Annotated in this window: 25 protein-coding genes; 9 read left to right on the forward strand and 16 right to left on the reverse strand. The window is 64.2% G+C overall.

Going from position 1 to position 24668, the window contains the following annotated elements; genetic code table 11:
• Positions 1-370 precede the first annotated feature (370 nt).
• A complete protein-coding gene (locus tag AC1DXS_RS10555) occupies positions 371-1189 on the forward strand; it encodes an NUDIX hydrolase (protein ID WP_477737466.1) in 819 nt (272 codons plus the stop codon).
• Positions 1190-1205: 16 nt separating this feature from the next.
• Here AC1DXS_RS10555 and AC1DXS_RS10560 read toward each other — a convergent pair whose 3' ends face one another.
• The 5 genes from AC1DXS_RS10560 to AC1DXS_RS10580 all read right to left on the reverse strand — a co-directional run bounded on the left by AC1DXS_RS10560 (position 1206) and on the right by AC1DXS_RS10580 (position 8661).
• Positions 1206-2864, reverse strand: coding sequence for a Na/Pi cotransporter family protein (locus tag AC1DXS_RS10560; RefSeq protein WP_477737467.1), 1659 nt, complete (start codon positions 2862-2864; stop codon positions 1206-1208).
• Positions 2861-4066 carry an AGE family epimerase/isomerase gene (locus AC1DXS_RS10565; protein ID WP_477737468.1) on the reverse strand — a complete coding sequence of 402 codons (1206 nt, stop codon included), beginning with the start codon at positions 4064-4066 and terminating at the stop codon, positions 2861-2863. The genes AC1DXS_RS10560 and AC1DXS_RS10565 overlap by 4 nt, the downstream gene beginning before the upstream one ends.
• Positions 4067-4186: 120 nt before the next feature.
• Positions 4187-4687 (reverse strand): signal peptidase II, encoded by a 501-nt coding sequence (gene lspA / locus AC1DXS_RS10570; RefSeq protein WP_477737469.1) that lies wholly within the window; start codon positions 4685-4687, stop codon positions 4187-4189.
• Positions 4687-7506, reverse strand: coding sequence for an isoleucine--tRNA ligase (gene ileS / locus AC1DXS_RS10575; protein WP_477737470.1), 2820 nt, complete (start codon positions 7504-7506; stop codon positions 4687-4689). The genes lspA and ileS overlap by 1 nt, the downstream gene beginning before the upstream one ends.
• 120 nt (positions 7507-7626) lie before the next feature.
• The gene (locus tag AC1DXS_RS10580; protein WP_477737471.1) at positions 7627-8661 is read right to left on the reverse strand and encodes a bifunctional riboflavin kinase/FAD synthetase; all 1035 of its coding nucleotides are present in this window, start codon (positions 8659-8661) and stop codon (positions 7627-7629) included.
• Positions 8662-8836: 175 nt separating this feature from the next.
• On the opposite strand from AC1DXS_RS10580, the gene AC1DXS_RS10585 reads away from it, so the two are divergent.
• From AC1DXS_RS10585 to AC1DXS_RS10610, 6 genes are all read left to right on the forward strand, one after another.
• Entirely contained in the window at positions 8837-9394 is a 558-nt protein-coding gene (locus tag AC1DXS_RS10585) for an HNH endonuclease (RefSeq protein WP_413329869.1), read from the forward strand.
• 404 nt (positions 9395-9798) lie between these two features.
• Entirely contained in the window at positions 9799-10359 is a 561-nt protein-coding gene (locus AC1DXS_RS10590; RefSeq protein ID WP_477737472.1) for a PH domain-containing protein, read from the forward strand.
• A 104-nt stretch (positions 10360-10463) separates the two neighbouring features.
• On the forward strand, positions 10464-10946 hold the full coding sequence (locus AC1DXS_RS10595) for an anthrone oxygenase family protein (protein WP_477737473.1): 483 nt from the start codon (positions 10464-10466) through the stop codon (positions 10944-10946).
• Positions 10943-11611, forward strand: a complete 669-nt coding sequence (locus AC1DXS_RS10600) for a site-2 protease family protein (protein ID WP_477737474.1) — start codon at positions 10943-10945, stop codon at positions 11609-11611. The genes AC1DXS_RS10595 and AC1DXS_RS10600 overlap by 4 nt, the downstream gene beginning before the upstream one ends.
• A 46-nt stretch (positions 11612-11657) precedes the next feature.
• Positions 11658-12044 (forward strand): hypothetical protein, encoded by a 387-nt coding sequence (locus AC1DXS_RS10605; protein WP_477737475.1) that lies wholly within the window; start codon positions 11658-11660, stop codon positions 12042-12044.
• Between the two features lie 60 nt (positions 12045-12104).
• The gene (locus tag AC1DXS_RS10610) at positions 12105-12473 is read left to right on the forward strand and encodes a hypothetical protein (protein WP_477737476.1); all 369 of its coding nucleotides are present in this window, start codon (positions 12105-12107) and stop codon (positions 12471-12473) included.
• A gap of 180 nt (positions 12474-12653) precedes the next feature.
• On the opposite strand, the gene AC1DXS_RS10615 is transcribed toward AC1DXS_RS10610, so the two are convergent.
• Together AC1DXS_RS10615 and AC1DXS_RS10620 are read right to left on the reverse strand one after the other, a co-directional pair.
• Complete coding sequence (locus tag AC1DXS_RS10615) at positions 12654-13769, reverse strand: acyl-CoA dehydrogenase family protein (protein WP_477737477.1); 1116 nt, start codon at positions 13767-13769, stop codon at positions 12654-12656.
• A gap of 31 nt (positions 13770-13800) precedes the next feature.
• Positions 13801-14982 (reverse strand): acyl-CoA dehydrogenase family protein, encoded by a 1182-nt coding sequence (locus AC1DXS_RS10620; RefSeq protein ID WP_477737478.1) that lies wholly within the window; start codon positions 14980-14982, stop codon positions 13801-13803.
• Positions 14983-15137: 155 nt separating this feature from the next.
• Between AC1DXS_RS10620 and purN the strand changes: the two genes are divergently transcribed.
• Both purN and AC1DXS_RS10630 read left to right on the forward strand, forming a co-directional pair.
• Positions 15138-15743 carry a phosphoribosylglycinamide formyltransferase gene (gene purN, locus AC1DXS_RS10625; RefSeq protein ID WP_477737479.1) on the forward strand — a complete coding sequence of 202 codons (606 nt, stop codon included), beginning with the start codon at positions 15138-15140 and terminating at the stop codon, positions 15741-15743.
• A 153-nt stretch (positions 15744-15896) separates the two neighbouring features.
• Positions 15897-16451 (forward strand): fasciclin domain-containing protein, encoded by a 555-nt coding sequence (locus tag AC1DXS_RS10630; RefSeq protein WP_477737480.1) that lies wholly within the window; start codon positions 15897-15899, stop codon positions 16449-16451.
• Between the two features lie 76 nt (positions 16452-16527).
• Here AC1DXS_RS10630 and AC1DXS_RS10635 read toward each other — a convergent pair whose 3' ends face one another.
• From AC1DXS_RS10635 to AC1DXS_RS10675, 9 genes are read right to left on the reverse strand one after another with little or no spacing between them, the layout of a single operon-like run.
• Complete coding sequence (locus AC1DXS_RS10635) at positions 16528-17301, reverse strand: ABC transporter ATP-binding protein (RefSeq protein WP_477737481.1); 774 nt, start codon at positions 17299-17301, stop codon at positions 16528-16530.
• Positions 17298-18014 carry a hypothetical protein gene (locus AC1DXS_RS10640; RefSeq protein ID WP_477737482.1) on the reverse strand — a complete coding sequence of 239 codons (717 nt, stop codon included), beginning with the start codon at positions 18012-18014 and terminating at the stop codon, positions 17298-17300. Before AC1DXS_RS10640 ends, AC1DXS_RS10635 begins: the two co-directional genes overlap by 4 nt.
• On the reverse strand, positions 18004-18819 hold the full coding sequence (locus AC1DXS_RS10645) for a hypothetical protein (RefSeq protein WP_477737483.1): 816 nt from the start codon (positions 18817-18819) through the stop codon (positions 18004-18006). The genes AC1DXS_RS10640 and AC1DXS_RS10645 overlap by 11 nt, the downstream gene beginning before the upstream one ends.
• Positions 18816-19571, reverse strand: coding sequence for a type II secretion system protein (locus AC1DXS_RS10650; RefSeq protein WP_477737484.1), 756 nt, complete (start codon positions 19569-19571; stop codon positions 18816-18818). The genes AC1DXS_RS10645 and AC1DXS_RS10650 overlap by 4 nt, the downstream gene beginning before the upstream one ends.
• Positions 19568-20842, reverse strand: a complete 1275-nt coding sequence (locus AC1DXS_RS10655; protein ID WP_477737485.1) for a hypothetical protein — start codon at positions 20840-20842, stop codon at positions 19568-19570. The genes AC1DXS_RS10650 and AC1DXS_RS10655 overlap by 4 nt, the downstream gene beginning before the upstream one ends.
• Entirely contained in the window at positions 20839-21285 is a 447-nt protein-coding gene (locus tag AC1DXS_RS10660) for a hypothetical protein (RefSeq protein ID WP_477737486.1), read from the reverse strand. Before AC1DXS_RS10660 ends, AC1DXS_RS10655 begins: the two co-directional genes overlap by 4 nt.
• Positions 21282-21965, reverse strand: coding sequence for a hypothetical protein (locus AC1DXS_RS10665; protein WP_477737487.1), 684 nt, complete (start codon positions 21963-21965; stop codon positions 21282-21284). Before AC1DXS_RS10665 ends, AC1DXS_RS10660 begins: the two co-directional genes overlap by 4 nt.
• Positions 21953-23458, reverse strand: a complete 1506-nt coding sequence (locus AC1DXS_RS10670; RefSeq protein ID WP_477737488.1) for a hypothetical protein — start codon at positions 23456-23458, stop codon at positions 21953-21955. The genes AC1DXS_RS10665 and AC1DXS_RS10670 overlap by 13 nt, the downstream gene beginning before the upstream one ends.
• Complete coding sequence (locus AC1DXS_RS10675; RefSeq protein WP_477737489.1) at positions 23445-24650, reverse strand: type II secretion system F family protein; 1206 nt, start codon at positions 24648-24650, stop codon at positions 23445-23447. The genes AC1DXS_RS10670 and AC1DXS_RS10675 overlap by 14 nt, the downstream gene beginning before the upstream one ends.
• Positions 24651-24668 lie beyond the last annotated feature (18 nt).

A 24668-nucleotide genomic window follows, 5' to 3' on the forward strand; every position in this document is an offset into this window, starting at 1 on the left:
TCTGTCCCCACCCCTTGTGTATGCGCCGAGGAGCGCAGGGCCAGACGGATCAGGGCAAAAACTTGTTTGAGCCGATCTGTCCCCACCCCTTGTGTATGCGCCGAGGAGCGCAGGGCCAGACGGATCAGGGCAAAAACTTGTTTGAGCCGAAGGCGAGTTGTTTTTGACCCCGTCTGGACCGAGCACCGCAGGCTGCCCGCAGCGAAGCGGAGGGACGCAGACACCAGGGTCGCCTTTTCTTTTGCTTACTTTTCTTTTGGCGAAGCAAAAGAAAAGTGAGTAGCCGCCGGGCTACCCCCGGCCAGCAGGAGTAAGAAGAGAACCCTATCCACAAAATGACCCCAGAAGTAAACTGACAGCCTCAAAAACCATGACCAACCCGAACCACAATCCAGACTGGTTGCGCGAACTGCGAGCAGGCGCAACCGTGCCACCCTTGCGCCCACGCGTCCCCCTATGGGCAGGCGAATCCGTGATCGGCTCTGTGGAGCCGGGTTTCTTCCACAAGCTCGCCCTGCATGCGATGACGGACGGCCACCATCCCCTGCTCAAGGAGGAGCACCCTGACGGCCTGGGTTGGCGGCTGATGGGGGATGTGACGACGAGCTTGAACAAGATCGCGGTGGCGCTGCATGAAGCGGGCCTGGCCGGTGCCTGGCGTGACGAGCAGCTTGCGGTGCCTGACCAGTTCGGCCATCGCAAGGGCACGGTGGAGCGGGCGGCGGTGCGGCCGCTGGGCATCACGACGCTGGCGGTGCACCTGGTGGGGCAGTCGCCCGACGGGCGTTTCTGGGTGCAGCAGCGTGCCTTCAACAAATCCAACGACCCGGGCCTGTGGGACACGCTGATGGGCGGCATGGTGTCGGCTGCCGACACGGTGGAAACCGCGCTGGTGCGCGAGACCTGGGAAGAGGCCGGCCTGCATGTGAGCCAGTTGCTGGCCATGCGCTACGGCGGGCGGCTGGTGGCGCGGCGTCCGTCCACGGACGGCAAGGACGCGGGTTATGTGGTGGAAGACATCGACTGGTATGTCTGCACCGTGCCCGAGGGCATGGTGCCGGACAACCAGGATGGCGAGGTCGAGCAGTTCCGCCTGATGGATGCCGCGCAGTTGCTGGACGCCATGCAGCGCGGCGAGTTCACGGCTGAGGCGACCCTGATTTTTGCCGATGTGATGGGCCTGGCCTGAGCTCGGCCCCAGCGGCTTAGCTCTGGTCGGTCAGCGCCGAAGCGCGCAGCCGGTTGGGCGCCAGCGCGCCGGCCGAATCGAGAATCGGGTAGGCGATCGAGCAGATGTGCGAGTTGATGCGTTTGAGTTCGCTGATCAAATCGATGTGCAGTGAGCTGGTTTCCAGGCTTTGCACCGTGTTGGCCGAGAGCCGGCCCAGGTGGGTGGTGGCGTAGGCGCGTTCCAGGTCGCGGAAACGGGCTTTTTCCTCGAGCAGTTTTTGTGCGTCGCGCACCGTGCCGTTGAGGAACACGCTCATGCCCAGGCGCAGGTTGTCGACCAGGCGCTCGTGCAGCTCGACGATCTCGGCCATGCCGGCTTCCGAGAAATTGCGGCCCGGCTTGATTTTTTTGTCTTCGATGTCGATCAGCACGCGCTCGATGATGTCGCCGATCTGCTCCATATTGATGGTGAAGCTGATGATGTCGGTCCAGCGGCGGCTTTCTTCCTCCGCCAGCGCTTCGCGCGAAATCTTGGTCAGGTAGTACTTGATCGAGGAATACAGCTCATCGACGGCGTCGTCCATTTTGCGCAGGTCTTCAGCCAGCTTGAGGTCGTTGTTGCGTATGACCTGCAGCACGCCCAGCAGCATGCTTTCCACCACGTCGGCCTGGTGCAGCGCTTCGCGCGCGGCGCAGGAGATCGCCAGCGAGGGCGTGGCCAGGGCGGAAGGGTCCAGGTGGTGCGGGCGGCCGCCGGCCTTGTTCTTGTCGGGCTTGGGCAGCAGCTTGACCACCCAGCGCGCGATCACCTGCGTCCAGCCTATGAAGACAGCGCCCACCAGCAGGTTGAAGGCCAGGTGGAACAGCACGACCACGGTGGTCGGCTCCTCCAGGTAAGGGCGCACATGGCGCAGCCACAGGCCTATGAAGGGCGCGGCAATCACAATGCCCAGCAGTTTGAACACCAGGTTGCCAAGGGGCACCTGGCGCACCTCAACGGCCGAGCGCAGCGTGGTCAGCACGGCCAGCAGGCCGCTGCCCAGGTTGGCGCCCAGCACCAGGCCCAGCGCCACGTCAAGCGGGATCACGCCTGAAGCGGCGAGCGTGGCCGTGAGCAGCACGATGGCCAGGCTGGAATACGACACCACGGCCAGGAAAGCGCCGGCGGTGATTTCGAGCAGCAGGTCGCTGCTCAGCGAACCCAGCAAGGCCTTGACGGCCGGCGCCTTGGTGAGCACACCGGTGGAGTCCGTCACCAGGCGCAGCGCCAGCAGCATCAGCCCCAGGCCGATGAGCACGCGGCCCACGCGGCCGACGTTGGTGTCCTGGCGCGAGATGAACAGCACGACGCCGGCAAAAATGAAAAGCGGCGACAGCCACGACAGGTCGAAAGAGAACACCACCGCCATCAGGCTGGTGCCTATGTCGGCGCCCAGCATCACGGCCAGCGCCAGAGGCAACGTGACCAGGCCCTGGCCGACGAAGGAAGAAACAATGAGCGAGGTGGCGGTGCTGGACTGCACCAGCGCCGTCACGCCTATGCCCGAGACTGCGGCGGCGAAGCGGTTGCTGATGCTGACGGCCAGCACGTGGCGAAGGTTGGCGCCAAAGACCCGCAGGATGCCGGTGCGCACCAGGTGGGTGCCCCAGACCAGCAGCGCGATCGCTGCGAGGAGATTCAACAGATGCTTCATGCGGTGATTGTCCGTTCAACAGTGCCCGCGCGATGTGCCGCAGGCGTCAGGGGTGGCGGCGTCAACAAGCTTTCGAGGCCGGTCATCAGATGGTAAAGCGAGGAAGCCGGTGAGGGCGCGATGTCAAACGCGCCGTCTTCGCGCTGCCATTCGTGCCACAGGCCGGGCACGTCCGTGGCCAGGAAGCGCATCAGGCCGGAGAAGCTGCCGGCCACGGCGTCCCGGCAGGATGCGGCGTCACCCAGGCCTTGTGTGGCGAACAGCAGCGAGGTGCGCAGTCTTTCGGTCTGCGCCCAGAGCCGGGCCCTGCGGTCGGTGGGCTTGCCTGCCTCATCGACGGCGAACAGCGCGACCTGGCGCTGGCTGTCGATGCCGAAGGAACGCCCGAAGCTTTCGAGCGCGATGGCTTCGCTGCGTGCGTTGATGCCCAGCAGGCCTTCCGCCTGAAGCAGCAGGTACGCCCATTCAAACTGGTGGCCGGGCTCATACGCGCGCTCCTGCGGCGTGCCCAGTGGCGCCCAACCTGCAGTGAAGAGTTCGCCGATGGCCCGGTTGGCGCGATTGCCGGGATGGATCAAGCGCGTGGTTGCCAGCTCGCACAGCGCCACGGCCGCCGCACGGAAGTTGCCTTCAACCCCTGTGGCAACCCAGGCCAGCAGGGCTTCGAGCAAATGCATGAGCGGGTTGGATTTGAGGACGGGCTGCCGCGGCAGCCCGTCGTAATAGCCGCCCTCGCTTAGCGCCAGCGCGGCTTCAATCTGCCGCAGCAGGACCTGCGCGGTGTCCAGTAATTCCGGCGGCCGGCCCTCGGCTTCATAGGCATAGGCCAGCGCGAACAGCACAAAGGCCTGGTCGTAGAGGTCTATGCTGTCGTCGGTGGTGTCCAGCGTGCTGCGGAACAGGCCGTCGGGCCGGGGGTAGCGCGAGAGCATGAAGGAGAGGCCATGCCGCATGGCCGCCTGCCATGGGCCGGTCCAGCCGAGGGCGCCGGCCCGGGCGTAAACATAGGTCTGCCGCGCCTGCACGCGCACGCGCACCGGCTTGCCGATGGCTTGGCCGTCCTGGCCGAGCTTTTCATGGAAGCCGCCGCCCTCGTGGTCCGCGCCGCGCTCCCACCACAGGGGCAGGGCGGAGTCGAACAGCCAGTGTTTCGCGTGCCGGCCCGTGTCGGCGAGAAAAGAGGAAAAGGACTCTGGGGGCATCAAGGGTGGCAAAAAACGGGTTGGGCGGTGCGTTGTTGTTTGTCAGGCGGCCGCGGCGCGGCCAGAACCTGATTTTGCACCCCAAATCGCTGTTTTCCCGGAATCGGGAAGCCCCGCACCCTAACTGGCTTTGCGCACCCGCAACAGCTCGTCCAGGATCAGGCAGACCGCGCCCACGGTGATGGCGCTGTCGGCAATGTTGAAGGACGGGAAGTACCAGCCGGCCCAGTGGAACTGCAGGAAGTCCACGACATAGCCGTGCATCGCGCGGTCAATCACGTTGCCCAGGGCGCCGCCCAGGATGCAGGCCAGCGCGAAGCAGAACAGCTTTTGCCCCGCATGCGAGCGCAGCATCCACAGGATGAACAGCGCGGCTGCCACGCCGATGGCGGTGAAGAACCAGCGCTGCCAGCCCGAGGCTTCCGCCAGAAAGGAAAAGGCCGCGCCGGTGTTGTGCACCCGCACCACATTAAAGAAGCTGGTCACGTAGGTGGAGTCGCCCAGGCGGTAATAACCCAGGATCAGCACCTTGGTGAACTGGTCGGCGATCAGGATGATCAGCGCCAGGCCCAGCCAGGGCAGCAGGGAGCTTGGGGAGCGCGTGAAGGTGGTTTTTGCCATTACGCGTATTTCCGGTCTTCACCAGCGCCGAACAGGTTGCTGGTGCAGCGGCCGCAGATCGTCGGGTGGGCCGGGTCATGGCCCACGTCGGCGCGGTAGTGCCAGCAGCGTTCGCATTTGGCGTCGGTGCTGGGGGTCACCTTGGTGGCAACAGCGCTCGCGGCGGCCACTTCAATGGCGGAGGTGATGAAGACGAATTTCAGATCCTCACCGAGGCCGGCCAGCAGTGCATGGTCTTCGGCGGGCACTTCCAGCATCACATTGGCCTGCAGCGACGAACCGACCTTGCCCTCGGCGCGCAGGGTTTCGATGTCCTTGTTGACGGTGTCGCGCAGCTCGCGGATGCGCGACCACTTGGCCAGCAGCGCTGCGTCGGGCGCGGGGAACTCGGAGTACGTTTCCATGAAGATGGACTCGGACGAGCCGAACACCTTCCAGGCCTCTTCCGCCGTGAAGCTCAGGAAGGGCGCCATCCAGCGCAGCATGGCATGCGTGATCTGCCACAGCGCGGTCTGCGCGCTGCGGCGGGCCAGCGATTTGGGGCCAGTGGTGTAGAGCCGGTCTTTCAGGATGTCGAGGTAGAAAGAGCCCAGGTCTTCGCTGCAATAGATCTGCAGCTTGGAGACCACCGGGTGGAATTCATACACCTCGTAGTGCGCCAGGATGTCGGCCTGCAGCTGCGACGCGCGGCTCAGCGCGTAGCGGTCGATTTCCAGCATCTGCTCAAACGGCACGGCGTCCTTGGCCGGGTCGAAGTCGCTGACGTTGGCCATCAGGAAGCGCAGCGTGTTGCGGATACGGCGGTAGGCGTCGACCACGCGGGCCAGGATCTTGTCGTCGATGCCCAGGTCGCCCGAATAGTCGGTCGAGGCGCACCAGAGGCGGATGATTTCGGCGCCCAGCTTGTCGCTGACTTCCTGCGGCACCACGACGTTGCCTTCGCTCTTGCTCATCTTGCGGCCCTTGCCGTCCACGGTGAAGCCGTGCGTGAGCAGGCCCTTGTAGGGCGCGTGGTCGTACATCGCGCAGGCGGTGAGCAGCGAGGAATGAAACCAGCCGCGGTGCTGGTCGTGGCCTTCGAGGTAGAGGTCGGCCGGCCAGGTCGACTGCGCCGCGTGGCTGTGGCGCAGCACGTGGTCGTGCGTGGTACCGGAGTCGAACCACACGTCGAGGATGTCGGTGCTCTTGATGTAGTCAGGGGCGTCCGCACCGATGATGGATTCGGCCGTGGCCTTGCTCCATGCTTCGATGCCGCCGGCCTCCACCATGCTGGCGGCCTGCTCCATGATTTCCATGGTGCGCGGGTGCAGCTCGCCGGTGGCGGTGTGGATAAAGAAGGGCAGGGGCACGCCCCAGTTGCGCTGGCGGCTGATGCACCAGTCGGGCCGCCCGGCGATCATGTCGCGCAACCGGGCCTTGCCGTTTTCGGGGTAGAAGCTGGTTTCCTCGATGGCGGCCAGGGCCAGCTTGCGCAGGGTTTGCGGCGCCTTGTCCTTGGTGAACACGCCTTCGCCTTCGTCCATGCGCACAAACCACTGGGCCGCGGCGCGGTAGATCACCGGCGTCTTGTGGCGCCAGCAGTGCGGGTAGCTGTGCACGATGTCTTGCGTGGCAAAAAGGCGGCCGTGTTCGCGCAGCTTTTCGATGACCAGCGGCGCGGCCTTCCAGATGTTGAGGCCGCCGAACAGCGGCAGATCATCCACATAGCGGCCGTTGCCCTGCACCGGGTTGAGGATGTCCTCATAGGCGATGCCGTTGGAGACGCAGGAGTTAAAGTCTTCCACGCCGTAGGCGGGCGAGGAGTGCACGATACCCGTGCCGTCGTCGGCGGTGGCGTAGTCGGCCAGGAAGACAGGGCTGAAGCGGTGGTAGCCCGGATCGACGTCGTAGAACGGATGCTGGAAGTTGATCTTTTCGAGGTTCGCACCCTTGGTGACGCCAATGACACGCCCTTCAAGCTTGAATCGCTCCAGGCATTTCTCGACCAGCACCGAGGCCAGCACCAGCAGCCCGCGCTCGGTATCGACCAGCGAATATTCGAGCTCGGGGTTCAGGTTCAGCGCCTGGTTGGCGGGGATGGTCCAGGCGGTGGTGGTCCAGATGACCGCGAAGGCATCCTTGGCTAAAGCGGCCTGGCCGAAAGCCAGCGCCAGCTTTTGCGGTTCGGCGCATTTGAAACCGACGTCCAGCGTGCTCGATTTTTTGTCGGCGTATTCGATTTCAAACTCGGCGAGAGACGAGCCGCAGTCAAAACACCAGTACACGGGCTTCAGGCCCCGGTAGACGAAACCGCGCTCCATGATGCGTTTGAGCGCGCGGATTTCATTGGCCTCGTTGGCGAAGTCCATGGTGCGGTAGGGGTTGTCCCATTCGCCGAGCACGCCCAGACGCTTGAAGTCGGCCCGCTGGCCCTCGATCTGCTCAGTGGCGAAGGCTCGGCTTTTGGCCTGCACTTCATCTCGTGGCAGGTTGCGGCCATGGAGTTTTTCGATCGCGTTTTCGATCGGCAGGCCGTGGCAGTCCCAGCCGGGCACGTAGATGGCGTCCAGGCCCTTGAGCTGGCGCGCCTTGACGATCATGTCTTTGAGGACCTTGTTGACGGCGTGGCCGATGTGGATCTTGCCGTTGGCGTACGGCGGGCCGTCGTGCAGCACGAATTTGGGCTTGCCGGCGCGCACATCGCGCAGCTTTTTGTAAATGCCTTTTTCGTCCCACTCCTTGGCCCAGCCGGCTTCGCGCTTGGGCAGGTCGCCGCGCATGGGGAACGGGGTGTCTGGCAGGTTCAGGGTGCTGCGGTAATCGGTTTTGGTCTCGGACATGGGATGCTCTTGGAATGCTTTTTGTTAGGGCGACCCGGGAAAGCGGGGGCGCCGGCCATACGGTGGGGAGGAAAGCCATCCGCCGTGAGGACAGGGCGGGGCCAGAGGCGACGAGATCGTCTAAATTCGGTCGCGCGTGGTCTGGCGGCTGGTTTCCGTGTGCATGGCGGCTGAAAACGACTGGGGCGCCTGGGCAAAAAACGCCCGCGCCTCGTCGCAGTCCTTGGCGATGCCTGTTTTCAGGCTCTCCAGGCTGTCGTATTTCAGTTCGTCGTGCAGTTTGTGCAGCAGTTCCACACGGATGATTTTACCGTATGCCCCCTCGGGGCCAAGGCCGGCGGGCCATTCGAGGCAATGGGTCTCCAGCAGCACCCGCCCGCCGTTGGCGTCGCTAGGGTCCAGCGAGGGCCGTATGCCCAGGTTGGCCACGCCGGGAATCGGCTTTTCGGCCAGGCCGTGCACCTGCACCGCGAAAATCCCGCCGGCGGCCGGTTTCCAGTGGGAAAAGCGCAGGTTGAGGGTGCGAAAACCAAGGTCGCGCCCCAGTTTTCGGCCGTGCACCACATGGCCCGACACGCTGTAGGGCCGGCCCAGCAGGCCGGCGACGCGGTCCATGCGGCCCTGGGCCAGGGCCTCGCGCACGGCCGAGCTGGAGACCCGGGTGCCGTGCACCTCGTAGCTGTTCATGCGGGCCACGTCAACACCCAGGCGCTCGCCGGCGGCGTCCAGCATGGCGTAGTCGCCCACCCGCTTGGCGCCGAAGCGGAAGTCGTCGCCTACCAGCACGTATTTCACCCCCAGGCCGCGCACCAGCACGTCCTGGATAAAGGCTTCGGCCGGCTGGGAGGCCAGCGCGGCGTTGAAGGGCAGCACCACGCACTGGTCTATGCCGCAGCGGGCGAGCTCGGTGAGCTTGTCGCGCAGGGTGGCGATGCGGGCCGGCGCCAGCTCGGGCTTGCGCGCCACGGCCGCGAAATAGTCGCGCGGGTGCGGTTCAAAGCTCATCACGCAGCTGGGCACCCCGCGGTGCTGGGCCTCGTTTTTCAGCAGCGCCAGCATGGCCTGGTGGCCGCGGTGCACGCCGTCGAAGTTGCCTATGGTCAACGCGCAGTGTTCGGCCAGCTGGGGATGGTGGTAGCCACGGAAAACTTTCATGGGGGCAATTATCGTTTTTGTAGCGCTGGAGCCCGGTTGAACGGGGCTTGAACGTGGTTAATGGGGGAATTTGGGGGCGGTTTTCATGATTTCACTGTATATTGATACACAGTCAGTCCGTTCAGTCAGCCGAACGCCGCGTTCCCCGCGGCATCCACCATGATGGAGGTTCGTTTTGAAGGTCTTGAAGCTCTCAGCCCAGGGATTGCCGCAATCCTGGATCAGCCTTGAACAAGCCGTGTTGCATTACGCGGCCGACGAGGTGCGCTGGGAGATGGGCGCGCGGGTGGTGACCTTCCACGGCGGCCACAACGCGATCACGGGCCAGCAGTCCATCATCACGGTCAACAGCATCATCGGCACCAAGGGTGTGCCCAACATCAACCCCTTTGACCTCAAGCCGGGCCTGACCAACGGCAAGCTGTTTGCCCGCGACCGCAATGTGTGCGCCTACTGCGGCGGGCATTTCCACGAAGAAGACCTGACGCGCGAACACATCATCCCCTTCGCCCAAAACGGCATAGACACCTGGATGAACGTGGTGACAGCCTGCCGCGCCTGCAACCACCGCAAAAGCAGCCGCACGCCCGAGCAAGCCCACATGCCGCTGCTCTACACGCCCTATGTACCCAGCCTCTGGGAAGACTTCATCCTGCGCAACCGCCGCATCCTGGCGGACCAGATGGAGTTTTTGATGGCGCACATTCCCAAAACCTCACGCCTGCACGCGTGAGGGGTTGCGGCGGAGCGAGGGTGGCAGGTGCTCATGAAGATTGGCGTTGTTCTGCGGCGGTCTTGGAAGCGAGTCCCAGCTTGGGCTGCGGCTACGGGGGCAATAGTTCTCGTGTGCGTTATCTCCTGGATCGCCGCCGTCCTCCTCCCGCCGTCGCCCGGTACGATGGGCGCATGTCGTGCCCAGTGCGCAAGTCGTACGGCACAACTCGTGCGCGATCATTCGCGATCGATGAATGCCCATGGTGAGTATCTACTGGTGTGCCAATGTTCGTAGAGGCGACCTTTGGCTGCGCCTGCGAGATGGCTTTTCAATCGACGCGGATCCACAACGGCAGCAGGCGGTTTCGCCGCTAGTGTTGTTGGGCCGGTCACTACTGCGTTAAGCCACAAATTCAAAAACTTATGCACGAAGTATCAGAAGAAATCCATCGCGAACTCGCACCTGGCGAACAAGTTATTTGGTCGGGCAGCCCTCGCCAGGGAATTGCGTTCCGGGGATCCGACGCTTTCGCGATTCCATTTAGTCTGCTTTGGTGTGGTTTTGCACTTTTCTGGGAGTATGGGGTTGCGACTTCCAACGCCCCTGCGTTCTTCGTTCTGTGGGGGATTCCCTTCGTGTTGGTTGGCCTGTACATGGTTATCGGCCGCTTCTTCTTCGATGCGCGGCAGCGTGCCCGTACGTTCTATGCGCTTACATCCGAACGTGTTCTGATCGTCTCGGGCGTGTTCTCCCGAAAAGTAAAGTCTCTGAACCTGAGCACCCTGACTGACGTGTCGATGAATGAGAGCCGCAATGGCGAAGGTGAGATTACATTCGGACCTCAGCATCCGATCCCGTCATTTTTCGGAAACTCGAGCTGGCCGGGCGCGCAGCAGCAGTCGCCGAGGTTTGAGTTCGTGCCGAATGCGAAGTCGGTGTACGAAAAAATCAGAGGAGCGCAACGTGGCTCGCTTGCGGCCTAGTCTGTCAATCGCGGACCCATGCCTGCGGGAGGCGACTCCGCCGCAAGGGCAGTGGTCTGGGTCATTTTGACGTTAAGTGCCAAAGTTCAAAGCTCTGACCGTCCATGTCTCCCCACATCAACTGGCTTCTCCTGTTGCTTTTTGTCGTTGCCCAAGGCATTGCGCTGGGCGCTGGTCTGTATGAGCAACGCATCGTCGTGCCGCGGTGGATGGGCCGGGCCGGGACTGGCGCGCCTTACTTGAATGGCAATGCAATGCGCACGGACGACACAGGCCGGCGATTCTGGGGCTTCGTTACCACAGGCCCTTTGACCTTGCTGACGCTGGCAAGCGTCTTTGCGGCCTGGCAAGCCCAAGGGCCATCGCAGGCCTGGTGGCTGGGCTCTGCGCTTCTCACACTTGTGGAGCGAATCGGGACATTCGGCTACTTCATCCCTGTAGCCATCCGCCTTATGAAGGCAGAAGAGCCGCCGTCCGAAGCTGCCTGCGCGCAAGCCCTCCGGTGGAGCAAACTGAATCGGTTCAGACTTGCAATTTCGGGTCTGGCGTGGCTTCTTGGGCTGTTTGCATTGTCGCCTCCACCATGACGGTGGCACTGGCAATCGCTGTGGCAGCCGCGCTGGCGCTCGCGATTCACATTGGCTCCATGGCGCTGTGTGCCCGCAGCATGGGAATTTGTATTCGCAGCGTGTCCTACGGTGTCGGGCCGACACTCGTCACGATTGGAAAACTGCGGATCCGGGCCCTGCCGCTGTCCGGCTTTGTGAGGTTGAAAGACTCCCGCGAAGAGTTGCTCGAGCCCGCTGAGTGGAGCGACGCATTCAACCACCAGCCCGCCTGGAAGCAGGTATTGCTGCCGCTTGGTGGCGCAATGACGTTGGCGGCCGCGGGAATTGCGATTCTTGGGAATGAGGGGTGGCAAGGCTTTGTTCGCGGGTTCGCCCAGGTGTTTCTCGGTGCTTTTTCTCCTTTTGACGAAGCACAGAAATACCTGGCTTCATTCCAGGCCTTCGCCAGCCAGCACGGCTTTTTTCCGGTTTTTGGTTTGGTCGCTGTCAAGCTGGCGGCCTTCAATCTGCTTCCATTCGGGCCGCTCAATGGCGGCCAAGCCCTGGTCAATCTGCTCAAGCGCGGCCGTCCCAATGTTCGATGGGAGGACGCGGTGGCGAGGTGGGGCGTCTTTGCCACCTTGCTCCTGCTTCTTGGCTGGCTGCTTGCGATCTGCAAATTCGTCTTGGATCGTGCGGGCTGACCCAGGTCGCGTCTTGCCGGATACATCGAAAAGTTAGGCGCACGAGATGGAACGATATCGGGTTTGGGAAATCTTCTCCTATGCTTGGTCCGAGATCGGAATTGAAGACGACGAGTGCAGGTCTTTGGTGGTGAAAGGCGAAATAGGCGCCAAAGATCTCCCGGAGGTTGATCGTCATTTCTTCGGGGATGTCTGCGCCTCGTTTGCTGTCGATTCGTTTTTGATTTTTCCGCTTATGTTGTGGATGCTCATGCCCGATTGGGGCTACAGCGAAGAGTACCTTCAAAGGCGCATGGCTCACTGGTATGCAAAGCCATACTGGCTTCACTTTCTTAACCCGCTACGCGTCCTTGGCTACCCGATGGCCTTGGTTTTTTCCTGGCGCTATCGTTCAATGCTCAGGCGAGTTGTCTATGCGACAACAGCGGCCTGAACCTGTCATTGCAGCGGACCGGTGGCACCGTCCGCTGAATTCCAACATCAGGCGTTTCAAATGTTCATTCGGTTCGTGGTCGGAGGTGAAGATGAGCACCATAAACTCCTCACCGGCATAGTCACTGAAGCACGTCTACTTCGGGACAGGGGCGATCTTTCGGTATACGAAGAGGAGCTTCTTGAAGAGACCTACGCCTGGCTTAACTCATATTTGCCCTGCCCGCCGTTTGCGACGAGTGGCTGGTCCCGAGATGCAGTAACTTGGTTCAAACACTCTGCGCTAGAGTCAATCAAGAAGATGCGCATCCTCGCAGACCTGCTGGCACAGCACGGCGCACCCGTTCGCATGCTTCGCTCCAAAAATCCTGGAAAGATCTTGTACGAAGACGATTATCAAGTGGTCGTAGAAGAATGGAAGTCGATATAAAACCGGCCATTGCCCCGGCAGAAGCGCCTAACCCTTCCATCGAGAAGACTTGCTCTCGGCAAGCCGGGTCAAGCCCCTCATGTCAAACGTAAGAGCGCGCGATGTCGTTCGATCTGGATAGCCATCGGCTCCAGTTGCGAACAGCCGCCATCTCTATTACCCAGACCGTAGACGGCAATCTCAGGCAAATACCCCAGCCGTCTCCTGCATGCGGCTGGACACCTCGCCCAGGTGGTGCAGCGTATCGCCAAACGTCATTTCCAGCTGGGTCAGCTTCTTGAAGTAGTGGCTCACGATGTATTCGTCGGTCACGCCTATGCCGCCGTGCAGCTGCACGGCCTGCTGGCCGACAAAACGCATGGACACGCCGAGCTGGTACTTGGCGCGGGCCAGTGCACGGGCCCGTTCATCGGCGGGTGCATTGAGCTTGAGCGAGGCGTAGTAGCTCATGGAGCGGGCCAGTTCCAACTGCATCTTCATGTCGGCCACGCGGTGGCGCAGGGCCTGGAAGCTGCTGATGGCCACGCCGAACTGCTTGCGGGTGTTCATGTACTCGACGGTGATGGCCAGGGTCTTGTCCATCACGCCCACGGCTTCGGCGCAGGTGGCGGCGATGCCGATGTCGACGGCATGGGCCAGGGCCATGAGGCCGTCCAGCGTGATTAGTGCGGCGGGTGCGTTTTTCAGGGTCACTTCGGCGGCGCGGCCGCCGTCCTGGGTGCCATAGCCGCGCGTCGTGACACCGGCTGCCGTGCGTTCAACCAGGAACAGCGCGAGCTTGCCCTTGGCCATCGCGGGCACGATAAAAGCCTCGGCCTGGTCGCCGGCGGGGACTATGCTTTTGATGCCGTCCAGCGTCCAGGCGTCGCCGGCCGCCGTCGCTGTAGCTTCACATTTCTCAAAGTCGTAGCGCGCCGCGCGTTCCTGGTAGGCCAGCACCACCAGGGTCTCGCCCGAAGCGATGTTCGGCAGCCAGGCGGCCTTGAGGGCGGCCGGCGCATAGCTCGAAAGCACCGCGCCGGCGATCAGGGCCTGGGCAAAAGGCTCGAGCACAATGCCGCGGCCCAGTTCCTCCATCACCACCATGCCCTCGACGGGGCCCATGCCCAGGCCGCCGTCGGCTTCGGGGATGTAGAGGCCGGTCAGGCCCAGTTCGGCGATCTGGCCGTAGGCCTCGCGCGAGAAGCCGCCGGCCTTGGCGATGCCGCGGCGGCGCTCGAAGCCGTAGCCCTTGTCCACCCATTTGCGCACGGCGTCACGCAGCTGTTCCTGGTCGTCGGTGAAATCGAAATCCATGATGTGTTTCCTGTTCTTCAGTACGGCCGAATCAGCCGAGAACGACTTGCGAGACGATGTTTCGTTGGACTTCGTTGGAGCCGCCGTAAATCGTGGTCTTGCGCAGATTGAAATAGGTGGACGCCAGCGGCGCGTCGCCGGCCAGGCCGCCGGGGAAGTCGCCCTGCCAGCCGGCCTCCATGGCTTCTTCGATGAAGGGCAGGCTGAAGGGGCCGGCGGCCAGCATCATGAGTTCGCTGTAGCGCTGCTGGATCTCGCTGCCGCGTATCTTGAGCAGGCCGGCGATGTCCAGCGAGTTTTTGCCCGATTTTTCGGCCGAGAGCACACGCAGTACCAGCATTTCGAGTGCCACGACGTCGACTTCGAGTTTGGCGATCTCGTCGCGGAAACGCTGGTCTTCGTACACGCCCTCGGCCTTGGCGATGCGTTTGAGGCGTTCGAGCTCGCGCTTGGCGCGGTTCACGTCGGCGATGTTGGTGCGCTCATGGCTCAGCAGGTGCTTGGCGTAGGTCCAGCCCTTGTTTTCTTCGCCGATCAGGTTTTCGGCCGGCACTTCGACGTTGTCGAACCAGACTTCATTGACTTCGGCCTCGCCGTCCAGCAGCACGATGGGGCGCACCGTCACGCCGGGCGACTTCATGTCGACCAGCAAGAAGGAAATGCCGGTCTGCGGCTTGCCTTCGGTGCTGGTGCGCACCAGGCAGAAAATCCACTCGCCGTACTGGCCCAGGGTGGTCCAGGTCTTCTGGCCGTTGACGATGTATTTGTCGCCCTGGCGCTCGGCCCGGCATTTGACCGAGGCAAGGTCGGAGCCCGAACCGGGTTCGCTGTAACCCTGGCTCCACCAGACTTCGCCGCTGGCGATGCCGGGCAGGAACCGCTTTTGCTGTTCAGGGGTGCCGAAGGCCATGATCACGGGCGCCACCATCACCGGGCCGAAGGGCACGACGCGCGGCGCGCCGGCCAGGGCGCATTCTTCCTCAAACAAGTGCTTTTGCACCGCGTTCCAGCCTGGGCCGCCGAATTCCTTGGGCCAGCCGTGGCCCAGCCAGCCTTTTTTGCCGAGTATCTTGGCCCAGCGCTGCATATCGTCACGCGTGAGCCGCAAGGCGTTGTGCACCTTGTGTGAAATATCGGCCGGCAGGTTGGCGCGGACCCAGGCGCGAATCTCTTCGCGGAATGCCTGTTCTTCAGGGGTGAAAGCTAAATCCATGGCGGGATGTCTCCGGGGCGGTTGGCGGCGATTCCGCAGTTGCCTGCGGCCAATTTCTTATTTTTAGCACGGTCGTTCGCAATTTTATGTCTCAGTTGGGACATGGGGCCTGGAACGGTCAGACCGGCGGCTCTGGCCCTCTAAACTAGAGGGCTATGGCCAGCGCGAACAAACCGAACAAAAACATTGTCATCCTGATCTCCGGCAGTGGCTCCAACATGGCCGCCATCGCCCGGACTGCGGACAAAGAGGGCTGGCGCGGGCTTTTCGGCGCCCAGGTGGCGGCCGTCATCAGCAACCGGGCCGACGCCGCGGGGCTGGAGCTGGCCCAAAGCCTGGGCATCGCCACCGCCGTGGTGCCGCACAAGGATTTTGCGTCGCGCGAGGCCTTTGATGCGGAACTGATGGCGCGCATAGACGCCCATGCGCCGGCGCTGGTGGTGCTGGCCGGCTTCATGCGCATCCTGACGCCCGGCTTTGTGCAGCACTATGCGGGGCGGCTCATCAACATCCACCCCTCGCTGCTGCCGGCCTTCACCGGCCTCAACACCCACCAGCGCGCAATCGACGCGGGCTGCACGGTGGCGGGCGCCACGGTGCACCAGGTGACGGCGGAGCTGGATCACGGCGCCACCCTGGCGCAGGCCGTGGTGCCGGTGCTGCCTGGCGACACAGCCGAGACCCTGGCCGCGCGTGTGCTCACGCAAGAGCATTTGATCTTTCCGCGAGCCGTGCGCGGGTTTTTCGAACGCGGCTGCTGAAGCCTGCGGGCCTCTTGTGGCCGCGGTGGCCTTGAAAGTGTTGAAACCAAACCTGTTTTGAATCCAGCGGGCCACGTGCCCCGTATTCATCACAGCCGCTTGAATCATGGTGATTTCGGCTCTTGGTTCAACTCTTTCATCAAAGGACTTCACATGCAGACTCAACACAAACTCGCTTCCCTGGGCGTCGCGCTGGCCCTGTCGTTTGCGGCCCTTCCCTCGTTCGCGCAGGTCATGGTGGGCGGCGCGCCCATGCTGGCGAGCAAGGACATCATCGACAACGCGGTCAACTCCAAGGACCACACCACGCTGGTCGCGGCGGTCAAGGCCGCGGGCCTGGTCGACACGCTCAAGGGCCCGGGCCCGTTCACGGTGTTCGCGCCCACCAACGCTGCCTTCGCGATGCTGCCCGCCGGCACGGTGGACACCCTGCTCAAGCCCGAGAACAAGGGCATGCTGACCGGCGTGCTGACCTACCACGTGGTGCCCGGAAAATGGGATGCAGCCGCCATCAGCAAGATGATTGCCGACGGCAAAGGCATGGCTTCGATCAAGACGGTCGCCGGCGGCACGCTGGTGGCCAAGTCGGCCGGCGGCAAGGTCACGGTGACCGATGAAAAAGGCGGCGTGGCGACCGTCACCATCGCTGACGTCTACCAATCCAATGGTGTGATCCACGTGGTCGACAAGGTGTTGCTGCCCAAGTAATTATCCGGGAAAGGGCAAGCTCTTTGGGCCCGCGCGCGGCATCGCTGTGCGCGGGCCTTGCTGCGTCCGGCCGGTATCAGCTTGACGGGACGCAGGCCGGGCTTTGCCGCGCTGTTTGCACCACCGATAAATAGGCCTCTTCCAGATCATGTGCGCCGTGCTGCGTCAGCCATTCGGCTATGGTGCCGATAAAGCGCAGGCTGCCGGCATGCAGGATGGCGACGCGGTCGGCCAGGTCTTGCACGTCCGCGAGCGAATGGGTACTCATCAGCACCGCACAGCCGGCGCCGCGTTGCAGGCGCAGCTGTTCACGCACGCGTATGCGGGAGAGCGGGTCCAGGCCGCTCATGGGTTCGTCCAGCACCAGCAGGCGCCGCCGTGCCAGGAAGGCCGCCGCCAGGCCGATTTTTTGCGCCATGCCTTTGGAGCATTCACGCATCGGCCTGTCCAGGATGTTCTCCTCAAGGTCCAGTTCGGCCAGCATGCCAATAAGTCCTGGCTGYGGAAACGTCAGTCCGTGCAGGCGCGCCGCGAGCCTGAAGTAGTCGCGCGCATGCAGCCAGCCCGGCGGCGAGAAACGTTCGGGCACATAAGCGAGCTGTTCACGTGAAAGCGGCCGGCTGTGGTTCTGGCCGAAGAGGGACAGGGTGCCCGAGGTCGGCGCAGCCAGGTCCAACAGGCATTTGATCAAGGTGGTTTTGCCCGCACCGTTCATGCCCAGCAAGGCCAGGCATTCGCCGGGGTGGACTTGCAGCGACACGTTGGCCAGTGCCGCACGCGCCTTCCTGGTTGTGCCGTAGTGTTTGTGGACCTCACTGGCCTGCAGCGCCGGGTGTGGGGCGTCGTTCATTTTTGCTCCAGCTCCTTGAGGGTGTGCGTGAGAAAGCGCAGCTCGTTGTCGTCGTGAATCTGCCCGCTGGCCAGCAGCGCGCCCAGCAGTGCCCTGGCGGTGTCCAGGTCGTTCTGGCCCATGCGCAGGAAGATTTCCATCTGCCGTGCCCAAGCCGGCACCTGCGGCAGGTTTTCCGCGTACTGCCGCAGTTCGGCGGCGTAGCGCACGGCCAGCTCCGGGTCCTTCATCTGGACCTTGGCCACGTAAGCCACATGCGCCATCCAGCGCCAGCGGTGTAAAGGATCTTGCGGGTACTGCCGGGCGACGAAATCGGTCATGAGGCGCTGGCGCTGGGCATCGGGCACCTGGGTGTAGAGCCGCGCGGCGGCCAGCAGCGGGTATTGCCCCTGCGGGTCTAGCTGCAGGATGTGTTCCAGCCAGGCGACCACGTCGCCGTAGTCGAGTTCGCGCCAGGGCAGGCTCAGGCCGGGCTGCACGTCATGGGCCTGCAGGTACAAGTCCAGCATCTTGGCCAGTGGCACTGGGTCGTCGAGCGACATAAGGCGCGAAGCGGCCATGCTTGGGGGTCGCCCCAGCGGCTGTGCACCGGCTTGCGGCACGCCCCGCCAGAGCGCCAGCCCTACCTGGCCGGCCAGCAATAGCGCGAACACGGCCGTTACGCGCGCGGGCGCGCGGCGTGCGGTGCTGCTGCGGCGTAAGTCAAACTTCACGGCGGTACAGGTCTATCAGGGAGGCGCCTGCGCACAGCGCCGCATACCAGAGCGCCCAGCCGAACTGCAGCGCGAGCAATGTACCCTGCACGGTTCCGCCCAGGGCCCAGGGCGAGGGCGCGAAACTGGCCAGCGGCGGCAGCAGCCAGCCCAGCAGGTCGAAGACGGCCCGGCCCGCCACCACGTCCCACGATCCGGCATCCTGGCCGACCGGGTGCGCCGACATAAAGCGCGCCACGTCCAACAGGCGTGCCCACAGGTAAAACGTGCAGCAGGCCGCGTAAGCCGGTAGCACGCGGCGCAAGCCCAGCGAAAAAAACAGCGCGGCCGCCACAACAATGCATAGCTCCAGCGCCAGCGAGGCGCCCCAGGCGAGCACACCGACGCGGCCACCCGGCACGGCGATGCTGAGCATCACGCCCGTGGCCCCCGCTGCCGCGAGCACTGCCAGCAGCATGTAGCCGGCCTGCCGTCCCATCACAAACTGCGCGCGCGACAAAGGAAACGCGAGCAGCACCTGGAAGAAGCCGCCCTCCATGTCGCGCACCGTGCTGGACACTACGATCAACGCCAGCGCCAGCACCAGGCCCAGGCGGTAAAGGTGCGCGGCGAGTGCGAGACGGGTTTCCGCTCCCTCTGTCACTGCCATGGAGGCGGCGAAGGTGCCGAGTGCGTACACGGCCGCGAGGAAGAGCAGCAGCAGGCGCGCGCTGCGGCCGCGCCAGGCTTCGATGAGGGTGAGGCGGGTGATGGCGGAGAGGGGGGTGAGTTGGCAAGAAAGCGCGGAGAGTCTGGATGTCTTCATGGGGGAGACCACAATCCGGCGGCGAAGAGTTTGGCTGTCAAGAGGGTGGAAGGCATCCAGACCATGAGGTCGTCGAATTCGCCGGCAGTGCTGGTGGCATCGGTCTGGGATCGGGAGATGAAGATGCCTCCGGCACCGGATTGGTTCTGCACTTCATCCGCGGTGCTCGGGGGGATGGCGCTGCTGGGTGTTCCGTCCGGCCGAATGGCGCCCAAGCCGTTCTTGCCATGCGAATAGACCACAAAGCTTGTTGCGGTCGAGGGTTTGACCACGGCACCTCCTGCCATGAGGCAAGCTGGAATACCTCCAGGAATCGCGGCTATCGTCATTTTTGTGCACCAGACTTCCAGGTTGCTGGTGGTCACGGTGGAGAAACCGGCGCCGAGGGGGGCGTAGACGGCATAGTCCAGCCTGTTGCCCCAACCATCAACGCCCTGGACACCCAGCGTGGCCCAAGGCAAGCGGCCCACGCTTGCGGTGGCGCATCCGCTCGCGTCGGCGGCCAAGGCCAGTCCTTGAGTACCTGTGTCGGGGCATGGCAAGCGCCCGTTGCTGAGCGCGTATCCCAGCAGGGCCTGCTGGGCCGCTTCAAGGGATGCCTGTGTGTTGGCCACCGCTTTTTGCTCGATGGAGCGGCTTATGGGAACCAGCAGGCCTGCGAGCAGTATCGCCACGATGCCGACCACCAAGGCCAGTTCTACCAGGGTAAAGCCGCGCTGGCGCATGCTGCCGTGTCGCCGGAGGGGGCTCATGGGAAATCCTTCAAGATGTCATTGGAAGCAGGCCATTTGTCGGGTGTGACAAAGGTCCTGACCTGTGAAGCCGGGTCTGACAGCGCGTCACGATTGGCCTGGTTCTCAATGCAAGGCAACCACTTGTGGAGATCAGTGATGGGTTCTGTGGCTGAGGCCAATGGACAGGTCTGGTTCACTTGCGGCCTGCCCCGTATCAGCAGCACGGCCTTGGCTGTGCGATTGCCGGGCAAACGCAATGCGGCAGTGCAGTCAGGGGAGTTGCAGCCCGGCGAGAGTGCGTAGAAGGTCAAGTTGGACCACTTGTCGGGATCGACCAGCGTGAATGTTTTTGTCACCTGCATCCCATTCGTGTCGATATAGGTGTACGAGCAACTAACCGGCAGGAAGCCGCTGTAATAATCCTGCTTGCAGGAGCCACCGGGCGTGTCCGAAGCAAACGGCAACCGTCCGCCAGCCGCGGAAGCACTGACTGCGGATGAAAATGCCTTCTCAAGTGCCTTGGCATTGCGCTGCGTTGCGGCGGTTGCGTAGTCGTTCGCCGTGATCCAGGCAAGCTGGTCGTTGAGCCGCGATTGTTTGTCGACCGTCCCCGTCAATTGGGTCAAAGTGATGGGGGCGCCGGCGACGGTTGATGGCTGTTGATTGCCGAAATCCAGATAGCCGGCAGCATCAATCACCGCGCTGCCGCCTGGCGTGGCGCAAGGCTTGTCCGTGCTGAACATCGCGGGGTCGGTGCGGATTTGCGATCCCAGCTTCGCGCCCGGCGCAAAAACCACCGCGACAAGCTTTGTTGCCAGGCTGCTTCCGGTTTCGTTGGCCACCGTGATCACCCCGTCGGTATCGGCGTTGACGGCGGCTATCACCGCCGGATCCATGGCGTCCTTGAAATCCCCGCTGACCGCATACCAAAGGCACTCGCCATCGGCATCACGCAGCGGCGGCAGACCCAGTGTTTTCCAAGGCAAGAGCCCTAGCGCAGTTTGCCGCGCCACGCCGCAATTGCTGGTGTCAGGGGCCGTATTGGCCGCACCATCACCGTCCATGTCTGGGCACGGGAGTCGTGTTTTTAGCATCAGCGCATTGCCGGCGTCACTGCTTGACGCCACATACGCCAGCAGCGCCTCCTTCGCCTGCATCAAGACCTGCTGGTTGATCGATTGTTTGGACTGAGGCGGGTCGCTGGCCACCCACGCGGCCATGGCGCCAAAGATGCCGACCGCGACCAGCACCATCATCAGCAGCGCGACAAAGCCTTGTTGCGGTTTCATTTCTTCGCCTCCGGTTTCGCGTTGCCCGCCGACGGCGCCGACGCCGCGGCGGCCGCGCTGCTCAGCGGCCGCAGCAGGGTTTCACCAATCGCGGCGCGCTCGATGTCCCCGCCCTCCAGCAGCATCTCGACGCCGAGGATGCGGCCAGCGGGACCGCGGCGCACGCGAATGCCGTAGGGCAGGTCGCGCTCCAGGTAGGGGGCGCCGTTGATCCAGACGGTGGTTTTGCCTTGGGGGCGGACCGCGATGCCGTCTATGCGCAGTGTGGAGGCCAGGGCGCGCGCGGCCACTTCCTGCGGTGCGGGCTGGCCGAAGCGCCTGGCTTCCATTTCGGCGCGCTCGGCCGCCGTGTAGAAGAGCCTGCCCAAGCCGTCCGGTGCGGCGGTGCAGGCCAGCGGCCACAGACAACAGCCCAGCAAGAGGGCTTTGGCGAGCGACTTCATGGCCGGCCTCCGGCCGTGCGTGCCGGCGGCTCGTAGGTGCGCAGCGTGTGCCAGACCAGCGCGCACTCCGCCCTGATGGCCGCGGCGTTGGCGCGGCTCATCTCGCAGCGTTCCACGCTGACGCGACCTAGCTGCGCTTGCGCCAGGTCGTCCAGCACGCGCAGCATGTCTTCCTCGTGCACCAGGGTCATGGTCAGTCGCATGCGCGTGTAGAACATCTCGATGCGCCGCGTATCGCCTGCCGCACCGGGCAAGGGCAGGGAGGCAGGCCCGGCGGTGTTGCCCGCGCCCGCATTAGCGGCCGGTTGAATGGCTTGCGCGTCAATGGTGTATTGCAGCTTGAGGCCCGGCCAGCGCCTTTCCATGCCGCGCAGGCGCTCTATCCATTCGAGCCGCTTTTCCTCGCCGTAGAGGCCTCGCGACTGCAGGCTTTGCAGCAGCGGCAGCAGGCGCTCGATGTTGGATCTTTCGCGCCCGCTGTTGAAGAAACGCTGGCGGCTGGTTTGTTCCGCCTTGAGCTGGCGCTCCAGCCGCCCGGCAAGGTCGGTGCGCCACCAGTGGAAGGCGCCGGCCAGCAGCAAGCCCAGTGCGGCCAGCGCGCAGGCCTGCAGCACGGCGCGCCGCAAAAGCGGGGGCCATGCGCCGGGGCGCCAGGCCTGGAGGCGGGCTACTTGTTCCATACCTTGACCTCGAACCCGAGTTCGGCTTTGTCCTGCTGGCCCGAGCCGTTGATGCTGGTGCTGCTTTGCAGGTCCAGCGGCACCTTGAGCACCTGCGCCGACAGGCCGGCGGCCGCCAGGCTGGCGGTGAAGCGCGCCATGGCATCGCGCGCGCCGCGCAGGTCATCGGATTGCAGGCCCTGCACGGCGCCTCGCACGTGCAGCGTGGGGACGTTCGCGCGCGTGGAGGCCTCGCGCTCCCAGCGCAACTGGTCCAACTGCAACTCGGGGTGGTTTTCGAGCACGCCGCCCGCGGCGGCGAGCAGTGCGCGCGGGCCGGTTGGAGCGTCCGCCAGGGCCTTGGCCTTTTTTTCCAGCGCGATCAGTTCGTCCGCCGTGAGGGCGGATTCGGGAAAGGTCGCCGCCTCGCGCTGGTAGTCGAGATCGAATTTCCGGGTGCTCGCGGCCGCGTCATTCAACTTGCTGGCCAACGGCCACAGCGACACGGCCGAGCCCGCCGCATAAAGCAGGCCCGCGCCGCATACGCCGTAACCCGCCCAGCGCACCCTGCGCGCCATACGTACCACCCAGTCATCGCGCAGCAGCGCCGGCGGCGCCAGCTGGTCTGCGGGCCCACCGCGGGCCAGCGCGTGCACGAACAGGCGCTGGGACAACTCGGGCGAGGCGGCCGAGGATGGCGGCAGCTTGAGCGCCCGGGCGACGGCATCGGCCTGCAGCAGGTGGTAAATGCTTTGCCCGTCATCCAGGCCGGCCGCCGCCGGGTCGCGGGTGCCTTGGGGGCCAATGCCCACGACATGCAGCGGGGACTTGTCGCGCGCGAGGATGCCGTTTTCGACCAGGTAGTCCTTGAGGCGTGCGGTTTCCTCGCGCACGGCGGCCGGCCAGCCCGCGCCGCCGGCGTCGGCGCGCAGTGCCAGGCGCGAGAAGCAGGGGCGGCCGTCTATCACCACGCATTGCCGCAGCCCGGAGGGATGCGCGGTGACCAGCACCACCGGCCCGCGCTGGGGCAGCTTGAGCCGGCGCAGCAGCGGCGCGGCCAGCAGGATGGGTGCATAGACGCCACCCAGCCGGGCATGGGCGCCCGCCAAGGCCTCCAGCCAGGGCATCACGCGCTCGGCATTGCCCAGGCTGTAGCCCAGCACGCGCAGTTTGCCGGGGCTGGAGCGGCTTCGGCCCTGCAGCGAGATCCAGCGAAACGGCGACTCCATTGCAAAGCGATGCTGCATGCGGGTCAGCCAGGCCTTGCGCGCTGCGCCGCGCAAGGGGGGCATCACGTCGCCCCAGAATTCCTCTTCGGCATAGTCGGCCAGCACCAGCCAGCGGCAGGCCGGGTCGCGCCGCGCATGATCGGCCAGCGCTTGCGGCTGCGCCCACGACTGTTGCGGGCCAAATTCTTCAACCAGGCCGTGGCGGGCGGCGGCATAGACGCGCGGCTGCTCGCCCTCCAGGTGCAGCACGCGCAGCGGTGCGTGGACAAGCTCAGAACTTCGCATTGGTGATCACCGAGTCGTACAGGGGGCCGAGCGTGCAGAAGATCACGGCGCCCAGCATCAGGCCCAGCACGACCGTCAGCACGGGCTGTAGCGTGGCCTGCAGGTTTTCCACCGATTCGCGCGCCTGGCGGGTGTAGAAGTAGCTGACGTTTTCGAGCGCCGCATCGAGCGAGCCGGTGGCTTCGCCCACGCGCAGCATGCTGACCACCATGGGCGGAAACATGGTCATGCCGGAAAACGCGGCGCTCAGGCCCCGGCCCTGCACGATGCTGCCCTGCGCCACCGCCACGGCCTGCGCCACGGCGCGGTTGCCGACGGCGATCTCCACGACCTTGAGCGCCTCCACCACGGTGATGCCGGCCGCGTACAGCAGCGCCAGCACATAGGCAAAGCGCGCCAGCGCGATCTGGCGCAGCACCGGCCCCACGACGGGCAGCTTGAGCTTGAGGCCGTCAACCACCCCGCGCAGGGGCCCTGGTACGCGCGAGAGCGTCGGCAAGGCCCCGACCAGCAGAAGCAGGCCGATCACGATCTTGCCCACATGCGCTTCGACGACTTCCGAGATTTTGATCATCAGCACCGTCTGCCAGGGCAGCTCTATGCGCATGACCTTGAGCAGGCTGGCCACCTGCGGTACCAGGTAGCTCATGAGGAACAAGGTGACGCCGGTGATGATCACCAGCGCTGCGCAGGGGTAGATCAGCGCCTTGCGCGTCTGGGCGGCGATTTCATGTTGCCACTTGAGCGTTTCGGTGAGCTTGGCCAGCACCTCGGGCAACTGGCCGCTGCTCTCGCCGGCACGCACCAGGCTCACATACACCTCGTCGAAGGCCAGTGGATGATCGGCCATGGCCTGCGACAGCGTCCTGCCCGAGCTCAGGCCGTCCACCAATCCGCCGATGACCTGGCGCAGCGACGGGTTGGCTTCAGCGTTCTCCATGTCGCGCAGGGCTTCCATGAGCGGCACGCCGGCGCGCAGCATCATCGTCATCTGAAAGCTGAAGTTGACCAGGTCCAGCAGCCGGATGCGCGTGCGCATGAGGCGTAGCGAGCCGCCCTGCGCGCGCGCCTTGACCAGTAGCAGGCCTGATTGCTCCAGCTGCGCGGCCAGTGCGCCTGCGTCCATCGCGACACCCTGGCCGCCGACGCGTGTACCGTCGGCGGCAAGGGCGGTCCATTTGTATCGCGGCATGGCGGCTCGTCCTCTAGC

It is taken from the genome of Polaromonas sp. P3_B1, assembly GCF_056402935.1.